This is a genomic window from Lentzea sp. (assembly GCF_035525475.1).
Lineage (GTDB): Bacteria > Actinomycetota > Actinomycetes > Mycobacteriales > Pseudonocardiaceae > Lentzea.
The window spans coordinates 47,534-66,829 of record NZ_DATLEC010000043.1 but is presented as its reverse complement, the minus strand read 5'-3'; the positions used below and the strand labels follow the sequence as shown (position 1 = coordinate 66,829).

The window sequence follows — 19,296 nt, the reverse complement described above, 5'->3', positions numbered from 1 at the left end:
GGACCCGTTCAGTGCGGGACGGTTCCCGTCGTCCGCTCCGGACAGTCGCGTCCGGACGCGCTCACCTCAGTGCCCGGTTGATCCTCGACACGAGCCCCGGTCCCTCGTAGATGAACCCGGTGTAGATCTGCACGAGGCTCGCGCCCGCGTCGATCATGCGTTTGGCGTCGTCGGCGGTCGCGATGCCGCCGACGCCGATGACCGGCAGGTCGCTGTTCTTCGTGATGAAGCGGACCACGTCGTTCGCGCGCTGCGTGAGCGGCTTGCCGCTGAGACCGCCGGTCTCGTCCCGATGAGCGCTCTTCAGGCCTTCACGGCTGAGGGTTGTGTTCGTGGCGATGAGGCCCATGATGCCGTTGTCGACGCACACCTCGATGACTTCGGCGATGGCGTCGTCGGTGAGGTCCGGCGCGATCTTGACCAGCATCGGCTTGGTCGTGGCCTTCGTGAGCGTCCCCACGAGCTCGGTGAGCGCGCCCTTGTCCTGCAGGCTGCGCAGGCCGGGCGTGTTGGGGGAGCTGACGTTGATCGCGTAGTAGTCGCCGTGGTCCTTGAGGGCGTTCAGCGAGTTCAGGTAGTCCTGGACGGCGTCCTCGACCGGCGTGATCTTCGACTTGCCGAGGCTGATGCCCAGCGGGGCCCTCAGCGGCGTCCTGTCGAGCTTGGTGGCAAGCGCTTGCGCACCCGCGTTGTTGAAGCCCATCCGGTTGATGATGGCCTCGTCCTCGCGCAGGCGGAACAGGCGCGGCTTCGGGTTGCCCGGCTGCGGGTGCCACGTGACGGTGCCGACCTCGACGAACCCGAACCCCAGCGCGGCCCACGCCGGCAGCGCGCGCCCGTCCTTGTCCAGGCCCGCCGCGAGCCCCACGGGGTTGGGGAAGCGGACGCCGAAGACGGTGCGGGGGTTGTTCTGGTTGCGGGCGAACCGCGCCAGCGGGCTCAGCCGGGCCATGACGTCGAGCGTGGTCTCGTGGACCCGCTCCGCGTCGCCGCCGCGCATTCCGAACAACGCCCTGCGAACCACCTGCTTGTAGACCACGCGCTCACCCTATAACGCCAGCTCAGGATGGCCGCGTGGCCCCTCACATCGGCTTGGGCACCTTGATCGTCGCCTGCTCGTCCAGCGGCATCCTGGGCCTCGTCCTGAACGTCACCGGCAGCGTCCGCAGTCCTCGGCTGCCCAGCGACACCCGCCACCCGAGCGGCCGGGAGGTGTCCAGCGCCAGACCGGCACACCGGCCGAGCAGCGTCCGGAACGCCACGTCGCCCTCCAGCCGGGCCAGCGGCGCGCCGAGGCAGAAGTGCATGCCGTGCCCGAACGCGAGGTGCTGCCGGTCCGCCCGCTCGATGTTGAGCTGGTCGGCCCGCGGGTAGCGCGCGCTGTCGTGCTCGGCGGAGGCCAGGGACAGCAGCACCACGTCACCGGCGGGGATCTGCACGCCGCCGATCGTCAGCGGCTGCGCGGCGAACCGCACGACGTGCGAGGTCGGACCGTCGAACCGCAGGAACTCCTCGATCGCGCCGGGCAGCAGTGACGACGAGCGCTGCAGCAGTTCGAGCTGCTCGGGGTTGCGCAGCAGCGCGAGCGTGCCGTTGCCGACCAGGTCGACGGCGGTCGTGTAACCGGCCACGAGCAGCAGGAAGGCGAGCGAGGCCAGTTCGCTGTCGGTCAGCGCCGCCTCGCCGGTCGCGCGGGCCAGCCCGCCGATCAGGTCGTCGTCGCCGGACGTCCGCTTGTGCACGACCAGGTCCTGCAGGTAACCGGAGGTCTCCTCGCGCGCCGAGACCGCGTCACCGTCGGCCAGGCCCGTGACGACGTCGGCCCAGTAGCGGAAGTTCTCCTGGTCGACGGCGGGGACGCCGAGCAGTTCCATGATCACGGTGATGGGCAGCGGTGCCGCGAAGTCCGCGATCAGGTCGCAGCTGCCGGAGTCCGCGAAGCCCTCGACCAGCGAAGCCGCGAGCTGCTCGACCCGCGGGCGCAGAGCGGCGATCCGGCGTGGCGTGAGCACGTTCGACACCGCGCGTCGCAGGCGCGTGTGGTCGGGGGCATCGGCGTTCATCATGTGGTCGGACAGGTCGCCGAACCACCACGACGCGAAGTGCGGATGGCCGCGCAGGGGTTCGGCGAGCGCGGAGCCGTGCGAGGACAGCAGCGGGTTGTCCAGCGCCGCGCGCACGTCGGGGTATCGGGTCACGAGCCACATCGGCACACCGAGGGTCTCGACCCGGTGCACGGGACCTGACTCACGCAGGCTCTTCAGCACCGAGTACGGGTCGTCGGTGAAGCCCGGGCGCAACGCATCCAGATTTACCGCCATGTCGAAGGACACGGCCAGAAGAGCGTCTCGGTTCAACCGGACTGGCATTTTGGGCAGAAGTACACAAATCTGCCGTCGATCTCGTCCGATCGGACTCTTGTGCGGCATCGCAAACACGGTCTGCCCGTGCGTTCGAAAACGTAGTGCTGGATGCGCAGGTCTCCCGTCGTGGACTGCTCGGGCCGCCACTGGTTGGCCTGCAAGAGCTTCCGGGACAGCGCGACCGCGCGTGAGGCGTCCACGGATGACACCGGAGCCGTCGGCAGAACGCGCAACAGGAAACAAACTTCCGCGCGGTAGAGATTGCCGACACCGGCCATCACGCGCTGGTCCAACAATGCGATCCCGATGGGCCGGGAAGGATCGGCGGTCAACCGCCGAACGGCCTCAGCGGCGTCGAAGTCCTCGGCGAGGAGATCAGGGCCGAGATGTGAGATGAGCTCGTCTTCGCGGGCGGTCGGAACGAACTCCATGTCGTGCAGCGCGAACCCGATGGCCTGCCGGTCGTCCACCTCGAAGACCGCGCGGGCCTGGTGCGCGGGACGGCGCCAGCGCTCACCTGGCCGGTAGAGGTGCCACGCGCCGTCCATCCGGAAGTGGCTGCGCAGGCTGTTGCCGTCGGAGAAGTGCGTGAACATGTGCTTGCCGTACGTGCGCACGCCGAGCACGTCCAGGCCCGCCAGGTCGATCGTGGCGAGCCTGGGGTGGCGCAACTCACCCCTCAGCAGCGTCTTCCCGGCGAGCGCGTCGTGCATGCGCTTGCCCGCGAGGAAGACGGTGTCGCCCTCAGGCATCCACCGCTTCCTGGATCTCGTCGTCGTCGAAGTCGTGGTGCACGGCGCGGCGCCGGCTCCGCGAGATGCGCTGGATGCGGGCGAGCAGCAGGTTGAACGCCAGCGCCACCTCACGCGCGCCCGGCGTGCCCCACTCGTGGATCGGCATGCACGCGCCCTGGGCCTGCTGCACCGCGAGCCTGTCCGGCAGCGCCACCGGCATCACCAGCGGGCCGAAGATGTCGCGCAGCTCCTCGATGCGGAACTGGTGCTCGTGCGAGCGCGGCCGCACCCGGTTCACCACGACGCCTAACGGCTGCAGGTCGGCGTTGTTGGCCTCCCGCTCGTTCTGCACCGCCTCGAACGCCCTCTGCACGCCCGCCACGGCGAACATCGTCGGTTCGGTGACCAGCAGAGCGCGGTCGGCCGCCACCAGCGCCGAGCGCGTCAGCTGGCCCAGCGACGGCGGGCAGTCCATCAGGACGAGGTCGTACGGGAACTCGTCGTACATGTCCCGCAACGTGCGCAGCGCGTCTTTCAGACGGTGCAGCCGCGACTCGTTGGGATCCGGGTGGTTGAGCAGCTCGGCGTCCTCGGACCCCGACAGCACGTCGATGCCGTCGCCCCACCTGCTCGGGCGGATCGCCTGTTCCAGGTTCTCCTCGGACGGGTCCTGCAGGACGTCGTAGATGCTGGCCTTGGACTCCTCTGGCTCCAGCGTCGACGTGGCGTTGCACTGCGGATCAAGATCGATCACGAGAGTGCGGACACCGCGGCGGAGAGCGGCAGAGGCCAGGCCGAGTACCACCGTCGTCTTGCCGACGCCTCCCTTGAGGCTGAGCACGGACACCGTATGCACAGACCTACTCTAGGGTCTCCTACTCTGTGTGCCATGCGACCGGACGCCGTACAACGGGTGCTCGACGCCGAATTGGCCGCCGCGCGTGAGCGCAGGGGTGGCGAACAGCCGCGCGTGCTCGACGTCGGCGGTGGTAGCGGCGTCTGGGCTGTGCCCCTTGCCGCGGCCGGATGCGCGGTCACGGTCGTGGAGCCTTCACCGAACGCACTGGCCACGCTGCACAGGCGTGCGCGCGAGGCCGGTGTGACGATCGCCGCAGTTCAGGGTGACACGGACTCGCTGGGCGTTCCCGCCGGTGAGGCCGATCTGGTGCTGGCCCACGGCGTGCTCGAGGTCGTGGACGACGCACCCGCCGCACTGGCCGCGCTCGCTGCCGCCGTGACGCCGGGTGGTGCCGTGTCGGTGCTGGTCGCGAACCGGTTCGCGGCGATCCTGCACCGCGCGATCGCGGGCCGGATCGTGGACGCGCGCAGGCTCCTGGACGACGACGCCGGGCAGCTCGCGGGCACGCGTGACCCGTTGCAGCGCCGGTTCGACGTCGCGGGGCTCGAGAAACTCGTCCTCGAATCCGGTCTGGCTGTCGAGATCCTGCAAGGTCACGGCGTAGTTTCTGACCTGGTTCCCGGTGTGGTGCTGGATGCCAATCCGGGCGCCGCGGACGCGCTCGCCGAGCTGGAACTGGCCGCTGCCACCCGGTCCCCGCTCCGCGATGTCGCCGCCCGCCTGCACGTACTGGCCCGCCGTACCGCCTGACAGCGTTTGCATTCGAGACTTTTGGTCCCGAAGAGTGGTCCCGAACGACTTGGCGGCGAAAGATGATGTCTCCGCTGCCGAAGTAGGGAACCGACGCGATGGAAAGTTCCGACCTGCTGGCCTCCATGGTCAACGAGGCCGTTGCGGGTGACCGGCATGCCGTCGAACGGCTGCTGTCGTCCGTACGGCCACTCGTCGCGCGGTACTGCCGTGCGCGCGTTGGCCGCCATGAACGCGCATACGCGTCCGCGGATGACGTAGCGCAGGAGGTCTGTCTGGCGGTGCTGACAGCGTTGCCCACCTACCGCGAACAGGGCCGCCCGTTCCTCGCGTTCGTCTACGGCATCGCCGCGCACAAGGTCGCGGACGCCCACCGGGTGTCGGCGCGCAACCGCTCCGAACCGGTCGCCGAGGTGCCGGACGGACCGTCGCAGGCCATCGACCCGGAGGAGAACGCGCTGCTCGGGTCCCTCTCGGTGAGGCTCGGCCAGTTGCTGCGGGTGCTGCCGGACAAGCAGCGCGAGATCCTGCTGCTGCGGGTCGTCGCGGGCCTGACGGCGGAGGAGACGGCCGAGGCGACCGGCTCGACGCCGGGTGCCGTGCGGGTGGCCCAGCACCGCGCGCTGGCGAAGCTGCGGACGTCGGTGGGGGTCGAGGAGCTGATTTGACCGGCGCCTTCTACGACGGGCTCGCCGGGACGTACGACCTGATGTCCCCGGATTGGGACGCGCCGATGGCCCGGCAGGCGTCGCAGCTCGCGGAGTTCATCCCGCGGGGCGCGCGCGTTCTGGACTGCGCCTGTGGCATCGGCACGCAGGCGATCGGTCTGGCCCTGCGTGGCTATGAGGTCGTCGGCTCGGATCTGAGCCCCAAGGCGGCCTCTCGCGCCGTTGTGGAGGCTTCGGCGCGTGGCGTCACGTTGCCCGTGTTCGCCGCGGACATGCGTGCGCTGCCGTTCGCTGATGATTCGTTCGATGTCGTGCTCGCGGCGGACAACGCACTTCCGCACTTGTTGACCGCTGAGGACGTCCTGGGGGCGTTGCGAGAGATGCGACGGGTGTTGCGACCGGGTGGCCGGCTCATCCTCTCGACGCGTGATTACGACGCAATTCGACGTGAACGGCCGTCGTCGACACCGCCGTCGGTCGGTCCCGGTCGTGTCGTGTGGTTCCAGCTGTGGCGTTGGGAGGGCGATCGGTACGAGCTGGAGATGTTCCGGCTGACCGAAGGCGACCCGTGGAACGTCGTGGTGGGCAAGGCACGGTATTGGGCGATTACCCGTCACGAAATCACCGATTTGGCGGAACGCGCCGGTTTCGATTACGTGGAGTGGCTACTTGATGCCTACCACCACCCGCTTTTCGTTACTCCATCCGGGTGACGTTGAAGTTTCTTCATACTTTCCGCATAAGGAGTGACGCGTGGCACGTCTCCTCTCTGGGACGAAGATGAGGGGACACTTCGGATGGAGAGTTCGGCAGTTACCGCGGAACTGGTCAGATTGGCCGTCGAGGGTGACGGAAGGGCCACTGACCTGCTGCTTCGCTACCTGCGGCCGATGGTGGTGAAGTACTGCCGTGCGCGGGTGAGCCGTTCCGCGACGACCGCGGACGACGTCGCTCAGGACGTCTGCCTGGCGGTGTTGACGGCGCTGCCGAACTACCGGGAGCAGGGTCGGCCCTTCCTCGCGTTCGTCTACGGCATCGCGGCGCACAAGGTCGCCGACGCGCACCGGGCGATCGCTCGTAACCGTGCGGAGCCGATGGCCGACGTGCCGGATCAGCCCGCGCGGGCCGGCGGACCCGAGGACCACGTCCTCCAGGACGAGTTGAACGGGACGCTCGGGCAGTTGCTGCACATCCTCCCGGAGAAGCAGCGCGAAATCCTCGTGCTGCGCGTCGTGGTGGGTTTGTCGGCGGAGGAGACCGCGGAAGCCGTGGGGTCGACGCCGGGTGCTGTTCGTGTTGCCCAGCACCGCGCTTTGGGAAGACTTCGCAAGGAAATCACCGCTTTGAGCGTCCCGATCGGGTGACATTCGTTTGCATTTGTGACAAGTAGTGCGGAGTGCGTGGGGAGGACGCACCCAAACGACATACCTAGGGGCAGGAAGACGCCGACATAGGGGCCAGGGGGCATGGAGAGTTCGGACTCAGCGCTTGCCGCCGAGCGGCTGCGCACAGACGGGGTGCTGGTTCAGCACTTCCGTGAGTCGGGGCTATCCGGGTCTCGCTGGAACGAGTTCCACCGCCAGCTTCTCGGACGAGGTCTCGACGTCGTTACGAAACTCGTGCGTTCGGGCGCGATGTTCACCCGCTGCGGGCAGCAGGGCCGCTTTCTGCAACGGCAGGACATCCCGCCGCAGGAGGCCGAGGAACTGGCCAGCGACGCGGTGTACGAGGGGTTCGTCTACTTCCGCGAGCGCGGAGTGCTCGGCAGGGAGTGGACCCAGGACCGCGGCCAGCCGTTGTTCGAGTACTTCGTCAACGCCTGCGTGCTGGCGTTCCCGAACGTCTACCGCCGTTGGCAGACGCGGGCGAACGGCTGGCAGGACGTGCGGCTGGTGGACTCGTGGGCGTCGCTCGAGCACGTCGCGACCGAGGGGACTCCCGAGGACGCGGTGGTCGAGCAGCAGGCCGCCAACACCGCTTTCGCCGCGTTGAGCGAGGACAGCAGGCGGTTGCTCTTCCTTCACGACCAGGGCTACTCGCACGCGGAGATCGGTGAGCTCTTGCGGCTCACCCCGCGCGCGGTCGAAGGACGGATCCGGCGAGCGCGTCTTTCCGTGCGCCGGCTTCCCGAAGAGGAACGGTGATCTGCGTGGAGTTCACACCTGGCCTGCACCGCAAGGTGCCCGAAGGGGCTGTTCAGCGCTCCTCGGCGGGTGGCCCGGTCACGGCGTCGAGGGGGACGCTCGACGCGTTGGTGGACCGGACGGCCGGTGGTGACACGGAGCCGGTTGACCCGCCCTCGCCCTCCTACTACACGGGTCGTCCCGAGACGGCCGACGACCACGTCGCGCGCGCTGTGGCCGGTGACCGCAGGGCCATCGAACGGCTGCTGGGCACCATCCGGCCGTTGGTCGTCCGGTACTGCCGTGCGCGCGTCGGCACGTTCGCGTCGGCGGACGACGTGGCGCAGGACGTCTGCCTCGCCGTGCTCACCGCGTTGCCGTCGTACCGCGACCAGGGCCGCCCGTTCCTCGCGTTCGTCTACGGGATCGCCGCGCACAAGGTGGCCGACTCGTTCCGCAGCTTCTCGCGCAACCGCTCGGAGGCGGTGCCCGAGCTCCCCGAGTCGATGGACACCGCCGCCGGACCCGAGCAGCGGGCGATGCAGGGCGAGCTCTCCGACCAGATGGCGACGCTTCTGCGCGTGCTGCCGGAGAAGCAGCGCGAGATCGTGGTGCTGCGGGTGATGGTGGGGTTGTCCGCGGAGGAGACGGCGGAGGCCGTGGGGTCGACGCCCGGCGCGGTGCGGGTGGCCCAGCACCGGGCGCTGACCCGGCTCCGCAAGGAGATCAATAACGCCAACGGATGAGGTTGGCGATCCCCTGCGGGCTGGCGTCCCTGTAGCGCTCGATCTCGCCGCGCCGGACGTCGGCGATGGTGCCCGCGAGCTCCTTGCCGAACGCCTCGGTGAGCACGGTGTCCTTCTCGAACTCGTCCACGGCCTCCTTGAGCGACGTCGGCAGACGCGGGACGCCGTCGAGCAGCGCTGGGTCGACGCTGAGGCCTTCCGGCAGCGCGGCTTCGGTGGCGATGCCGTCCAGGCCAGCCGCGATCACTCCCGCGACGACCAGGTACGGGTTCGCGGTCAGGTCGAAGCACTTGACCTCCAGGTTGTCCCGGACCAGGCGCAGGGCCGTCTCGCGGTTCTCCTCGCCCCACGCGACGAACGGCGCCGACCACGTGTTCGGCACGAGCCTGAGGTAGCTCGCGAGAGAGGGGCAACCGATCGCGCACAACGCGCGGAGGTGGTTGAGCACGCCCGCGCTGAACCGCTTCGCCTCGTCCTGGAAGCCGTCGAAGAGGTTCGTGCCGTCACGCCAGAGGCTGAGGTGCAGGTGGCCGCCGTTGCCGACGCCGCCGTTGATCACCTTCGGGGAGAAGGACGGGCGCATGCCGTGCCGGATCGTGACGGCGCGGATGGTCTCCTTCACGAGCACCGCGGTGTCCGCGGCGGCCAGGGGGTCCTCCGGCGCGGTGGAGACCTCGAACTGGCCCGCGGCGTACTCGGGGTGGAACTGGAGGACCTCGACGTCCTGCTGGTCCAGCGCGGTGAGGAGGTCGACGCAGTAGTCGGACAGCTCGACCTGGCGCGCGTGGCCGTACGCGGATCCGCTCGTCGCGGGGACCCAGTCGTCGGTGCCGGGCTTGCCGACGCACCACTCGATCTCGAACCCGGCCTGCGCGGTGAGGCCCTTCCCGGCGAGGCCGCGGATGGCCTTGCGCGCCTGCAGCCGTTGGTCCATCGGGTAGGGGACGCCGTTCTGGAAGTGGCGGTCGGCGGGCGCCCACGCCCAGCCCGGCTGGCCGGCGAGCACGGTGAGGCGGTCGAGGTCGGGGTGCAGCCGCAGGTCGCCGACCGGTCCGCCGGCGAACCGGCCCTGGATGATCCAGTCGTCGAAGAGGAAGACGTCGAACACCGGTGACGCGCCGACGCCGTGCGCCGCGGCGTGGGCGAGCCGGCGCAGGGGGACGGACTTCGTGCGGGTGATGCCGCTGTTGTCGACGAAGGTGAGCGCCACGACGCTCACGCCCCTGGCGTTGAGGCCGTCGAGGAGTTCAGTTGCCCGGTCAGATCGCTGGTCCCGTTCCGCGGAGTCCACGATCCTGAGGTTATGGGCATCTTGCCGTTCGTCGCCGAAATCGGGTTGATCGACCACCACTGCCACGGCGTGTTGCGCACGGACAGCACACGCGCCGAGTTCGAGTCGTTGTTGTTGGAGGCAGACGGGGTCTCCGAGCTGGGCGGGTCGTTCTTCGACTCGGCGGTCGGGTTCGCGGTGCGGCGGTGGTGTGCGCCGTTGCTGGACCTGCCCCGGCACGCCTCGGCGGAGGAGTACCTCGAACGGAGGAACTCCCTGCACATCACCGAGGTGTCGCGGACGTTCCTGATGGCGTCCGGGATCCACACGTTCCTGGTGGACGGCGGGTTCCAGCCGGAGCGGCTGGTGGCGGGGGACGAACTGGCGTCGATGACCGGCGCCAACGCGCACGAGATCGTGCGGCTGGAGGTGCTCGCGGAGTCGGTGCGGCCCTCGGTGTCGCCGTCGTCGTTCGTCTCGGAGGTGCGGTCGCGGCTCGCGTCCTCCTCCGCCATCGGGGCGAAATCCGTTGCGGCGTACCGGGTCGGGCTCGCGCTGCCCGGGGTGCGACCTGCGGACGCCGAGGTCGTCGCCGCGGTGTCGGCGTGGGAGTCGGGGCGGCTGGCGGACCCGGTGGTGATCACCTGGCTGGCGTGGGAGGCGTTGGACGCGGGGCTGCCGTTGCAGTTCCACGTCGGCTACGGCGACTCGGACGTCGACCTGCACCGGTGCGATCCGTCGTTGTTGACGCCGTTCCTTCGCGCCACCGCCGGTTCGGGCGTGCCCGTGTTGCTGCTGCACAACTACCCGTTCCACCGGCAGGCCGGGTATCTCGCGCAGGTGTTCCCGCACGTGTTCTGCGACCTCGGGCTGGCGACGCACGGCTTGGGACACCAGGCGTCGCGCGTGTTCGCCGAGGCGTTGGAGATCGTGCCGTACGGGAAGTTCCTGTTCTCGTCCGACGCGTTCGGTCTGCCCGAGCTGTACTACCTCGGCGCGGTGATGTTCCGGCAGGCGTTGTCGGACTTCCTGGCCGACGGGTTGCGACGCGACGCGTTCCTCGAGGAGGACGCGCACCGGATCGCACGGCTCATCGCGTCGGAGAACGCGGCACGTGTGTACGAACTGTAGGATTCGGATCGAACTGGCGTTCGAGGAGGGTGTTCATGGGTCGCAGTGCGAACCTGCCACGCGGCCTGGTTGATCGCTTCCGCGCGCGTGACGGCGTCTGGCCGGACGACACGGGCTGCCGGATGCTGCACGTCGACATGGACGCCTTCTACGCGTCGGTGGAGATCCGCGAACGTCCCGAGCTCGCCTCCGTGCCCGTCGTCGTCGGCGGTGTCAGCGGTCGCGGCGTCGTGTGTTCCGCGAACTACCTCGCGCGTGAGTACGGGGTGCGGTCCGCGATGCCCACCGCTCACGCGCGCCGCTTGATCCCGCACGCCGTGTACCTGCCGCCGCAGTTCGACCTCTACCACGAGGTCTCGCGCGGGGTCATGGCGATCTTCCGCGACATCACGCCGCTGGTGGAGCCCCTTTCTCTGGACGAGGCGTTCCTGGACGTCGGTGGCGCTCTCCGCCGGCTCGGCCTGACGCCGGGCGGCGTGGGCGAACTGATCAGGTCCCGCGTCCTCGCCGATCACGGTGTGACGTGCTCGGTCGGTGTGGGTCCGACGAAGTTCCTCGCGAAGCTCGCCTCGGGCATGTGCAAGCCCGACGGCATGATGGTCGTTCCTTCTTCCTCCGTCCTGGAGTTCCTGCACCCGCTCCCGGTGTCGGCCTTGTGGGGCGTGGGCGCGAAAACCGCCGCACGCCTCGAGGAAATGGGCCTGGAGACGGTCGGTCAGGTCGCCGCCACACCCCTTCCGCGCCTGCGCCGCCTGATCGGCGTGGCCCTGGCGGAGCACCTGTACGCCCTCGCCGCGGGCGTGGACGACCGCGCCGTGGTGCCGACGTCGCGCGAGAAGTCGATCGGCGCCGAGGAGACCTTCGAGGTCGACCACCACGACCGGACCCTGCTGCGCCGCGAGCTGCTCCGCCTGTCCGAACGCTCGGCGGGCTCGTTGCGCTCGAAGGGCCTGCGAGGCAGGACGGTGTCCATCAAGGTCCGCTTCGCCGACTTCACGACGATCACGCGCTCCCGCACCCTGCCCGTGGCCACCGACGTGACCCAGGAGGTCTACCGCACCGCGGCGGAGCTCCTGGACACCCAGGTCCCACCCGGCGCCGTCCGCCTGATCGGCGTCCGGATAGAGGGTCTTGACAACGCCGACTCCGCCCAGCAACTGATCTTCGACGCCCCGGACCACGGCTGGCGCGAAGCCGACCAAGCCGCTGACCAGGCCCGTTCCCGCTTCGGCTCACTGGCCGTCCGCCCGGCCTCCCTCCTGCGCGACAGTCCGGAAAGGACAGGGGAGACCGCCCCGAAGCCCGAGTGATCGCGACCTGTCCACAACCCGGAAGTTGTCCACAGCTTTTGCGCAACCCGGATCCACCCCCGGCCCGCCCCCGCAAGATGGACCCATGCGCCACCCCATCGACCTGGAAGCCCTGGGCACCCTCTTCGTCCACCGAGTAGCCCCGGTCGCGGCCCTGCTCCACATAGGACTGTCCGCGGCCCTGATCGACCAGCGCTCCCGCCCAGGCGGCCCCTGGCAACGCCTGTTCCCCGGCATCTTCCTGCTGACGAGAGCGGGCCCCTCCCGCGAACAGCTCGTGCAGGCAGCCCTCCTCTACGCGGGCGAACGAGCCATGCTCACCGCCTTCGACGCCCTGTACCTGCACGGCATGAGATCCGTCCTGCCCACAGCGGACGCGATCCACGTCCTGGCCCCGCGCAACTCCAGGGCCTGCGGCCACGCGGTCCTGCGCCTGGAACGAACGGACCGCCTCCCACGCCCGGTACTACGCCGAGGCTTCCACGTGGCCCCGCTGGAACGAGCGGCAGTAGACGCGATCCGCCGAACCCGCTCCATCACCGACACCAAGGCCATCCTGGAAGAGGTGGCCCACTACGTGGGCGCACAGGCCCTACGGGCCGAACTGGCCCTGGCCCCGCGCAAGGGCACCACCCTGGCCCGCAAACTCCTGGGCGAGTCCCCGGCCCGCCGGCTGGAACGAGCCGTGATGGAAAGCCGCCCGCTGTCCGTCCCGCAGTCCCGAGTCCCGCTGGCCGTCAGCTAGCCGCTCCACAGAACCCGCTGCAGGCCCGGTGCAAGGCGGGCCCGCACTGGCCCGCCGACTCCGCACGTCCCGGCATCCCGAGAGCCACCAGCCTCGCTCCCGGCCTTACCTCCCGACCCCGTCTGCCAACCACCGCGTCCCAGCGGCCTGGGAGACCTGACCCCGATCCGAGAGCCACGAACTCCGCGCTCGGCCCGCCCCTCAGTTCGCCTGCCGCCACCACCCAAGCAGCCTGCGAACCTCCAGCCCCAGCCTCGCTCCCGGCCTACCACTCAGCCTGCCCGCCAACCACCACATCCGGCGGTCAGCGGGCTCCCATCCTCAACCCGAGCGCACGAACTCCGCGCTCGGTCCCCCGACCCGCATGCCGTCGCACCCAAGCAACCCATGACCCGCGCCCAGCACCTACAACCCGAGCCCCTACAACCCGCGTCACAACCACCAACCCACCCGGCAGCCGCAAACCCGCGCCCCACAACCGAAAGGAGCCCTCACCAGGCCGCAGCCCGCCCCCTCTTCCCCTTGGCCGCACCCCGAACCGCAATCCCCCGCAAGCTCAAGAACGTGATCCGAGGCTCCTCGAAACAATCCCAAGGCCCGGCATCGGCCAAAGCACCCAAAGCCCGGAACTGCCCCACAGCCTCCTCGAACCGCCCCAGCTGGATGAGCCCGAACGCCGCATACCCCCGGTCATCCCGGACAGAAGACGTCCCGGACCCCTCGTCCTCGAGCCGAGCCAGCAAGGAGTCCACCGCCCCCACAACCGAAGGCACTCGCCACATCTGCGGCGAACCACTCTCATAAGCGGCACGCAGCGGCAAAGCCAAGAACTTCGGAGACCGAGCCGCAGCAGCCACCGCGAACTCCAACGCCATCTCGTCCGACCCGTGCCACTTACGGCACCAGTACTGCAAAGCCTGCTGATGTCCGTTGTGGTGCAACGGATCGCGAGCCACGAGCTCATCCCAGATCTCGCGGAACTCGTCGTGCGAGACCTGCAGACCACGTGCGAGCGCGAGCTGCGTGTTCCACGGCGTCGGATCGTCCGGCAGCACGGCGGCCGCCACCGCGGTCACCTCACGGGCTTCTGCCAGAACCCGGTGGAAGCCCTCGAACTGCGGGCGCGTGGTCTGGGAGGAGGGCGCGCTGCCGCGGATGTCCCACGCCAGGGCCACGAGCGACATCGCGTGCACCACGACCCAGTGCGGGTCGCCGGGGCGGGTGGCGTGCCAGGCGGACATCCAGGCGTCGTTCTTGGCGGCCAGGTCCGCGAGCGCCTGCACCACGCGCTGGCGGCGGTCCCAGTCGCCGGAGGTCGAGGCCACCAGGTCGGCGGCGTTCTCCCAGTTGCCGGCGCGGACGTCGTCCTTCACGGCGGCCAGGGCGAGGTCTTCGATCGGCGGGGCGGTCGTCACCTCGGCGTCGGGGACCAGGCCGTAGCGCTCGGGGTGCGTCCTGGGCAGGACGTGGGCCGCCACGACCTCGGGCGGGAGTTCGTCGATCTCGACGCCCAGGCGCTTGGCCTCGCGCATCAGGCGGACGACGGCGACGAGTGCCTTGGGCTTGAAGAGCAGCGAGAGCACCACGGGTTCTCCAGACGACGGCGTCAGCGCGCGGGGCGGTAGTCGGAGGCCACGCCGGAGGTGGCCAGTGCGCCGCGCAGGCCGCCGGTGCTGCCGCTGACGGCGGCGTCCAGGTGTTCGGCCATGTCGAAGTCGCGAGAGGAGGTGACGAACGTGGTTCTTCCCAGCCAGTCCAGTTCCCAGTGAGCCAGGCCCGCGTCGGAGAAGGCCAGCGCCACCAACGCGGACAGCTCGGGCAGCACCTCGCCCTTCGCCATCTCGCGGCGGGCACGCGGGCCGGCGTGCCGGCTGCCCGGCCTGGACGAGCCCAGGTCGGCCAGGCGGCCCGCGTCCAGCGCGTTGAGGACGGTCGTCAGCGACGGCAGCTGGTTCATCGCCGCGGCGGCCGCCTGCAGCAACCTCTCGGTGCCCCGCACCACGCGGGCTCGGGCGCCGATGTGGCTGAGCGTGGCCCAGTCGACGCGGCGCATCGTGGCGGCGCCGGGCACGAGCGTGGCCAGCACGGCGGCGTCGAGCAGGGGCATCGGGTCGGTGAGCAACTCGACGGCCGGGCGGTCGCCCCAGCCGGACTCGGCGTCCAGGTCGAGCGCGTCGATCGTGGCGATGCGGTCGGCGAGCGGTGGGTGTGTGTCGAACGGGCCGCGGTCCGGGTCGGACGGGTTCTGGCGGATCTCCTCGAGCTCCTCGTGGAGTTCCGGGGAGGTGCGCAGGCGGGCGAAGCCGTCGAAGAACGTCGTGGGGAGGTAACCGAGCTCCCACGCGACGGTCAGGTGGCGCTGGGTGAAGAGGTTCCACGCGGCGTCGATCACCGGCAGTTCGCGCAGCGCGGAGGAGGCGGCGGACGAGCCGGCGAGCGAGGCGGAGAAGAGGTCGGCGGCGAGTTCCTGGTGCCGGTTGGTCGATCGGGAGACACGGAGGTACAGCGTGGCGTAGGTGCGGAAGAGCTTGGCGATCACGCGTTGGAACCAGCGCTGGGTGCTCATGCTGGAACCGGCGCGCAGCATCGCCTCGCGGCCGGAGACCACGACTTCGGTGAGGCGGGTACCGGCGTGGTGCCCGAGCTCGTGGGCGAGCACGGCGATGAGTTGCTTCTCGGTCAAGGAGGTGAGCAGTGGAGCACCGATGAACATCCTGCGCCCGGTCACGCGCAGCCCGAGGAAACGGGTGTCGTCGGAGACGCCGGCGTTCACGGCGGCGACGATCCGGAGCTCGTCCGGTGGGCGGGTGCCGACGTCGGCGGCGAGGCGGCGGACGAGGTCCCAGAGCGCGGGCTGGTCCGCGGGGGCGACGGCGGTGCCCGGCACGTCGTCCTGCTCGCGGCGTTCCAGCGAGATCAGGCTCTTGATCAGGACCAGCACCAACGGCACGAAGACGATCGCCATTGTGAGGCCGATGAACGGTCTGGTGAGGAGGGTGCAGGTCTGCAGCGCGAACAGGCCGCCGATCAGCCCGGCGGCGAGCACGTAGAAGCCGGCCAGCAGCGTCACCGCGACGGCAGCACGCAATGAAGCACGCATAAAGAAGCGACCTTCCCCCAAAAGCCCCCAGCGCCGCGCATAGATGGCGGCTGAACGAAGTGTGCCCGACGGACGTTCTTGTCTCAATCCCGGAGGCCCGTGGTGGCCCCGGACAGGAAGGAGGTGTCAACCAGTCGATCGGCCAGTCCTCGTACCTCTCGGGGATGACGTCGTTCCCAGTAGCTCCGGCCTCCAGACGGAGGTGGCGTGACGCTCGGTGTCCCTACGGTCACTGAGGCATCACCTCATCGAACACTGGAGGTAGACCAGTGAGAGCAGGACAGCGAGGTGCCCGTCGGGGGATCACCGCGTTCGCGCTGTCAGCAGGCCTCGTCGTTGCCACGACGGCTGCTGCCGCGCACGCGGAGGAACCGCCGGCGGGAGGGCAGGGCCAGAGCGTCACGCTGATCACCGGTGACAAGGTCGAGCTCTCGGGCAACCGCGTCGTGCGGTACGTGCCGGGGCCTGGGCGGGACAAGCTCCCCGTGCGCACCTTCACGCGGGACGGGCACCAGCACGTGGTGCCGGCGGACGCGGTGCCGTTGGTGGGCAACGGAAAGCTCGACCCGCGGTTGTTCGACGTGACGTCGTTGGTCGAGTTCGGCTACGACGACGCGCGGCGCAGCACCGTGCCTGTGATCGTGCGGCCGGCGGCGGGCGCGCGATCGGGTGTCACGGCGTTGGCGGCCAAGGGTTCCGCCGGGGACCTGGTGATCGGGACGGCCGGGAAGTCGGGCAGCGCCTGGGAGTCGCTGCGCGGTGGTGCGGTCGAGAAGGTGTGGCTCGACGGCGTGCGCAAGGTGGCGCTCGACCGCAGCACCAAGCAGATCGGTGCTCCGCAGGCGTGGCAGGCGGGCATCACCGGCAAGGGCGTGAAGGTCGCCGTGCTGGACACGGGTGTCGACGAGCAGCACCCGGACCTGCGGGGCAGGCAGGTCGCCGAGAAGAACTTCACCGAGTCGCCGGACAACACCGACGAGGTCGGTCACGGCACGCACGTCGCGTCGACGATCGCCAGCAAGGGCGAGCAGTACCGCGGTGTCGCGCCGGACGCGGAGATCCTCGACGGCAAGGTCTGCGAGCCGGGTGGTTGCAGCGAGTCGGCGATCCTCGGTGGCATGCAGTGGGCGGCCGAACAGGGCGCGCACGTCATCAACATGAGCCTGGGAGGAGGTGACACCCCGGACATCGACCCGCTCGAGGAGGCCGTCAACCGGATCTCCCGCGAGACCGGCGCGCTGTTCGTGATCGCGGCGGGCAACTCGGGGCGTCCGGAGACGATCGGTTCTCCCGGTAGCGCCGAGTCCGCGCTGACCGTGGGAGCGGTCGACCGCAACGACGGCATAGCGCCGTTCTCCAGCCGCGGCCCCGCCGCGGACGGTGCGGTGAAGCCGGACGTCACCGCGCCCGGCGTGGGCATCGTGGCGGCGGAGGCCGGGACGCAGGGCCACGTCGCGATGGACGGGACGTCGATGGCGACGCCGCACGTCGCGGGTGTCGTCGCGCTGCTCAAGCAGCAGCACCCGGACTGGGCGGGCGAGCGGCTCAAGGCGACCGTGATGGCGTCGGCGAAGACCACCCCGTCGCTGACGCCGTTCGACCAGGGCGCCGGTCGCGTCGACGTGCCGAAGATGGTGGCGCAGCAGGTGGTCGCGGAGCCGAGCAACATCAACTTCGGTGTGCAGCAGTGGCCGCACGACGACGACCGGAAGGTCGTTCGCGAGGTCACCTACCGCAACGCCGGCACCGAGGCCGTGACGCTCGACCTGACCGCGGACGTCAAGGGACCGGACGGCAAACCCTCGCCCGCCGGTCTGTTCGCCTTGTCCCCGGCGAAGATCACGGTCCCCGCCGGCGGCGAGGCCAAGGCCACGATCACCGCCGACACCAAGGTGAACGCGCCCGACGGCTCGTACACCGGTGCGATCGTCGCGTCGAACGGCCTGCGCACGCTCGTCAGCGTCAACCGCGAGGCCGAGAGCTACGACGTCGGCGTCTCGGTGCTCGGCTTCGACGGCAACCCGACCGACGACCACGGCACGGTGCTCATCAACACCACGACCGGCAAGCGGTACTCGGCGGCGACCAAGAACATCCGGCTGCCCAAGGGCGACTACATCCTCGACAGCGGCATCATCAGCCCGGACTTCAGGGTCGCGTTCCTGGTGCAGCCGAAGTTCCAGGTGACCGGCAAGACGACGGTCGCGGTCGACGCGCGCACGGCCAAGCCCGTCGCGCTCAAGACCCCTGACCCCGCGGCGAAGGGCGTGATCGGCACGATCTCCTACAGCACCAAGGTCGCGGGCAGCACCTACGGCCACGGCTGGGCGTTCTTCGACGGACTGGAGGGCCAGGCGTGGACGGCCCAGATCGGACCGGCCGCACCGGCTTTCCTGACGACGCTCGCCGAGCAGGCCCAGGGCACGCCGCGCGACGAGAAGACGCCGGTCAGCTACCGCCTGATGTACACCGAGAAGGGCATGCCTACCGGGTACGAGCGCACGGCCAAGGCGTCCGAGCTCGCCGAGGTCACCAGCAGCTTCCGGGCAGCAGGAGAAGGCCGTCAGCACGGCGTCGCCGTGTCGCCGCACCCGATCGACGACAGCGGCGGCTTCGCCTGGTTCACCCCGGTCCCCGACGGGGGCCGTTCCGTCGACCTGGTCTCGACCACGACCGGCAGGTGGAGCTGGATCTACGAGCGCGTCGGCCCGGACAACCGCGGCGAGTACTCGACGGAGACCCCGGCCCGGTCCTTCAAGGGTGGCAAGAAGTACGCGCAGACGTTCGGCGCCGCGATCCTCGGCCCGTCGGTCCCGGAGGCGCCGGGCTTCGGCCTCGCGAGGCTCGAGGACCAGATCGCGGTGAGGGTCCCGCTCTTCACCGACCGCAACGGCGGTGAGGGCAGGTTCGCCACCGGAACGGCGAAGACGACGCTGTTCCACAACGGCGCGAAACTCGGCGAGTCGGACACGCCCGGTGCGATCTTCGACGTCCCGGCGGCGGAAGGCGCTTACCGCGCCGAGATGGTGCACAGCCGCGACAACGCCGAGCTGTCGTCGAAGGTGAGCGGCGCCTGGACGTTCAAGTCCAGCACCACCACCGGCATCACGCACCTGCCGCTCACCGTCGTCCGCTTCCTGCCGAAGCTCGACGACAAGGACGCCGCGCACGGCCGTGTGCAGATCGTCCCGCTGAAGGTCGAGCAGGCGCAGAACACGCCGAAGGTCAGGCGCGTCACCGTCGAGGTGTCGTTCGACGACGGCGCGACCTGGAAGCAGGCGCCGGTGGCCGGTGACAAGGCGATCGTGCACCACCCCAAGGGAGCGAAGTCCGCTTCGCTGCGCGCCAAGACCACGGACGCGGCGGGCAACACCGGCGAGGTGACGATCATCCGCGCCTACAAGATCGCGAGCTGATCGGGACCGACCGGCGCTGACCGACCGGCGCAGATTGACCGGCGCTGACCGACCGGAGCAGAACTGTCGGACCCGCTGACT

At 69.8% G+C, this 19,296-nt stretch carries 17 protein-coding genes; 10 read left to right on the top strand and 7 right to left on the bottom strand.

Annotation, left to right across the window (positions count from 1 at the left end):
• Positions 1-61 precede the first annotated feature (61 nt).
• The 4 genes from VM306_RS06985 to VM306_RS06970 are packed head-to-tail and all read right to left on the bottom strand — an operon-like array spanning position 62 to position 3,953.
• Positions 62-1,039, bottom strand: a complete 978-nt coding sequence (locus VM306_RS06985; protein ID WP_325512131.1) for a quinone-dependent dihydroorotate dehydrogenase — start codon at positions 1,037-1,039, stop codon at positions 62-64.
• 43 nt (positions 1,040-1,082) lie between these two features.
• Positions 1,083-2,333, bottom strand: coding sequence for a cytochrome P450 (locus VM306_RS06980; protein WP_325512129.1), 1,251 nt, complete (start codon positions 2,331-2,333; stop codon positions 1,083-1,085).
• Between the two features lie 20 nt (positions 2,334-2,353).
• The gene (locus tag VM306_RS06975; RefSeq protein ID WP_325512127.1) at positions 2,354-3,115 is read right to left on the bottom strand and encodes an Fpg/Nei family DNA glycosylase; all 762 of its coding nucleotides are present in this window, start codon (positions 3,113-3,115) and stop codon (positions 2,354-2,356) included.
• Entirely contained in the window at positions 3,108-3,953 is an 846-nt protein-coding gene (locus VM306_RS06970; RefSeq protein WP_325512125.1) for a ParA family protein, read from the bottom strand. Before VM306_RS06970 ends, VM306_RS06975 begins: the two co-directional genes overlap by 8 nt.
• A gap of 33 nt (positions 3,954-3,986) precedes the next feature.
• On the opposite strand from VM306_RS06970, the gene VM306_RS06965 reads away from it, so the two are divergent.
• From VM306_RS06965 to VM306_RS06940, 6 genes are all read left to right on the top strand, one after another.
• Positions 3,987-4,706, top strand: coding sequence for a class I SAM-dependent methyltransferase (locus VM306_RS06965; RefSeq protein ID WP_325512123.1), 720 nt, complete (start codon positions 3,987-3,989; stop codon positions 4,704-4,706).
• Between the two features lie 98 nt (positions 4,707-4,804).
• Positions 4,805-5,374, top strand: a complete 570-nt coding sequence (locus VM306_RS06960; RefSeq protein ID WP_325512121.1) for a sigma-70 family RNA polymerase sigma factor — start codon at positions 4,805-4,807, stop codon at positions 5,372-5,374.
• Entirely contained in the window at positions 5,371-6,087 is a 717-nt protein-coding gene (locus tag VM306_RS06955; protein WP_325512119.1) for a class I SAM-dependent methyltransferase, read from the top strand. Before VM306_RS06960 ends, VM306_RS06955 begins: the two co-directional genes overlap by 4 nt.
• Positions 6,088-6,171: 84 nt before the next feature.
• Complete coding sequence (locus VM306_RS06950) at positions 6,172-6,738, top strand: sigma-70 family RNA polymerase sigma factor (protein ID WP_325512117.1); 567 nt, start codon at positions 6,172-6,174, stop codon at positions 6,736-6,738.
• A gap of 270 nt (positions 6,739-7,008) precedes the next feature.
• Positions 7,009-7,518, top strand: coding sequence for an RNA polymerase sigma factor (locus VM306_RS06945; RefSeq protein ID WP_325512115.1), 510 nt, complete (start codon positions 7,009-7,011; stop codon positions 7,516-7,518).
• A 212-nt stretch (positions 7,519-7,730) separates the two neighbouring features.
• Positions 7,731-8,243, top strand: coding sequence for a sigma-70 family RNA polymerase sigma factor (locus tag VM306_RS06940; protein ID WP_325512196.1), 513 nt, complete (start codon positions 7,731-7,733; stop codon positions 8,241-8,243).
• Here the strand turns inward: VM306_RS06940 and VM306_RS06935 are convergent.
• Positions 8,224-9,534 carry a glutamine synthetase gene (locus VM306_RS06935; protein WP_325512113.1) on the bottom strand — a complete coding sequence of 437 codons (1,311 nt, stop codon included), beginning with the start codon at positions 9,532-9,534 and terminating at the stop codon, positions 8,224-8,226. The genes VM306_RS06940 and VM306_RS06935 overlap by 20 nt on opposite strands.
• 12 nt (positions 9,535-9,546) lie before the next feature.
• Between VM306_RS06935 and VM306_RS06930 the strand changes: the two genes are divergently transcribed.
• The 3 genes from VM306_RS06930 (at position 9,547) to VM306_RS06920 (ending at position 12,699) form a co-directional block, all read left to right on the top strand.
• Entirely contained in the window at positions 9,547-10,644 is a 1,098-nt protein-coding gene (locus tag VM306_RS06930) for an amidohydrolase family protein (protein WP_325512111.1), read from the top strand.
• 35 nt (positions 10,645-10,679) lie between these two features.
• Positions 10,680-11,954: a DNA polymerase IV gene (locus VM306_RS06925; protein WP_325512109.1), complete on the top strand. Its 1,275-nt coding sequence runs from the start codon at positions 10,680-10,682 to the stop codon at positions 11,952-11,954.
• Between the two features lie 85 nt (positions 11,955-12,039).
• Positions 12,040-12,699, top strand: coding sequence for a hypothetical protein (locus VM306_RS06920; protein ID WP_325512107.1), 660 nt, complete (start codon positions 12,040-12,042; stop codon positions 12,697-12,699).
• Between the two features lie 491 nt (positions 12,700-13,190).
• On the opposite strand, the gene VM306_RS06915 is transcribed toward VM306_RS06920, so the two are convergent.
• Both VM306_RS06915 and VM306_RS06910 read right to left on the bottom strand, forming a co-directional pair.
• A complete protein-coding gene (locus VM306_RS06915; RefSeq protein WP_325512105.1) occupies positions 13,191-14,285 on the bottom strand; it encodes a DUF4034 domain-containing protein in 1,095 nt (364 codons plus the stop codon).
• Positions 14,286-14,305: 20 nt separating this feature from the next.
• The gene (locus tag VM306_RS06910) at positions 14,306-15,799 is read right to left on the bottom strand and encodes a M48 family metalloprotease (protein ID WP_325512103.1); all 1,494 of its coding nucleotides are present in this window, start codon (positions 15,797-15,799) and stop codon (positions 14,306-14,308) included.
• Between the two features lie 269 nt (positions 15,800-16,068).
• Here VM306_RS06910 and VM306_RS06905 point away from each other — a divergent pair, with 269 nt between their 5' ends.
• Positions 16,069-19,215 carry a S8 family serine peptidase gene (locus VM306_RS06905; RefSeq protein WP_325512101.1) on the top strand — a complete coding sequence of 1,049 codons (3,147 nt, stop codon included), beginning with the start codon at positions 16,069-16,071 and terminating at the stop codon, positions 19,213-19,215.
• The last annotated feature ends 81 nt before the right edge of the window (positions 19,216-19,296 follow it).

Excerpts from the sequence above, each read along its gene's own strand:
- VM306_RS06975 (WP_325512127.1), bottom strand. The coding sequence starts at position 3,115 with ATGCCTGAGGGCGACACCGTCTTCCTCGCGGGCAAGCGCATGCACGAC.
- VM306_RS06965 (WP_325512123.1), top strand. The coding sequence starts at position 3,987 with ATGCGACCGGACGCCGTACAACGGGTGCTCGACGCCGAATTGGCCGCC.
- VM306_RS06960 (WP_325512121.1), top strand. The coding sequence starts at position 4,805 with ATGGAAAGTTCCGACCTGCTGGCCTCCATGGTCAACGAGGCCGTTGCG.
- VM306_RS06950 (WP_325512117.1), top strand. The coding sequence starts at position 6,172 with ATGGAGAGTTCGGCAGTTACCGCGGAACTGGTCAGATTGGCCGTCGAG.
- VM306_RS06945 (WP_325512115.1), top strand. The coding sequence starts at position 7,009 with ATGTTCACCCGCTGCGGGCAGCAGGGCCGCTTTCTGCAACGGCAGGAC.
- VM306_RS06930 (WP_325512111.1), top strand. The coding sequence starts at position 9,547 with ATGGGCATCTTGCCGTTCGTCGCCGAAATCGGGTTGATCGACCACCAC.
- VM306_RS06925 (WP_325512109.1), top strand. The coding sequence starts at position 10,680 with ATGGGTCGCAGTGCGAACCTGCCACGCGGCCTGGTTGATCGCTTCCGC.
- VM306_RS06920 (WP_325512107.1), top strand. The coding sequence starts at position 12,040 with ATGCGCCACCCCATCGACCTGGAAGCCCTGGGCACCCTCTTCGTCCAC.
- VM306_RS06910 (WP_325512103.1), bottom strand. The coding sequence starts at position 15,799 with ATGCGTGCTTCATTGCGTGCTGCCGTCGCGGTGACGCTGCTGGCCGGC.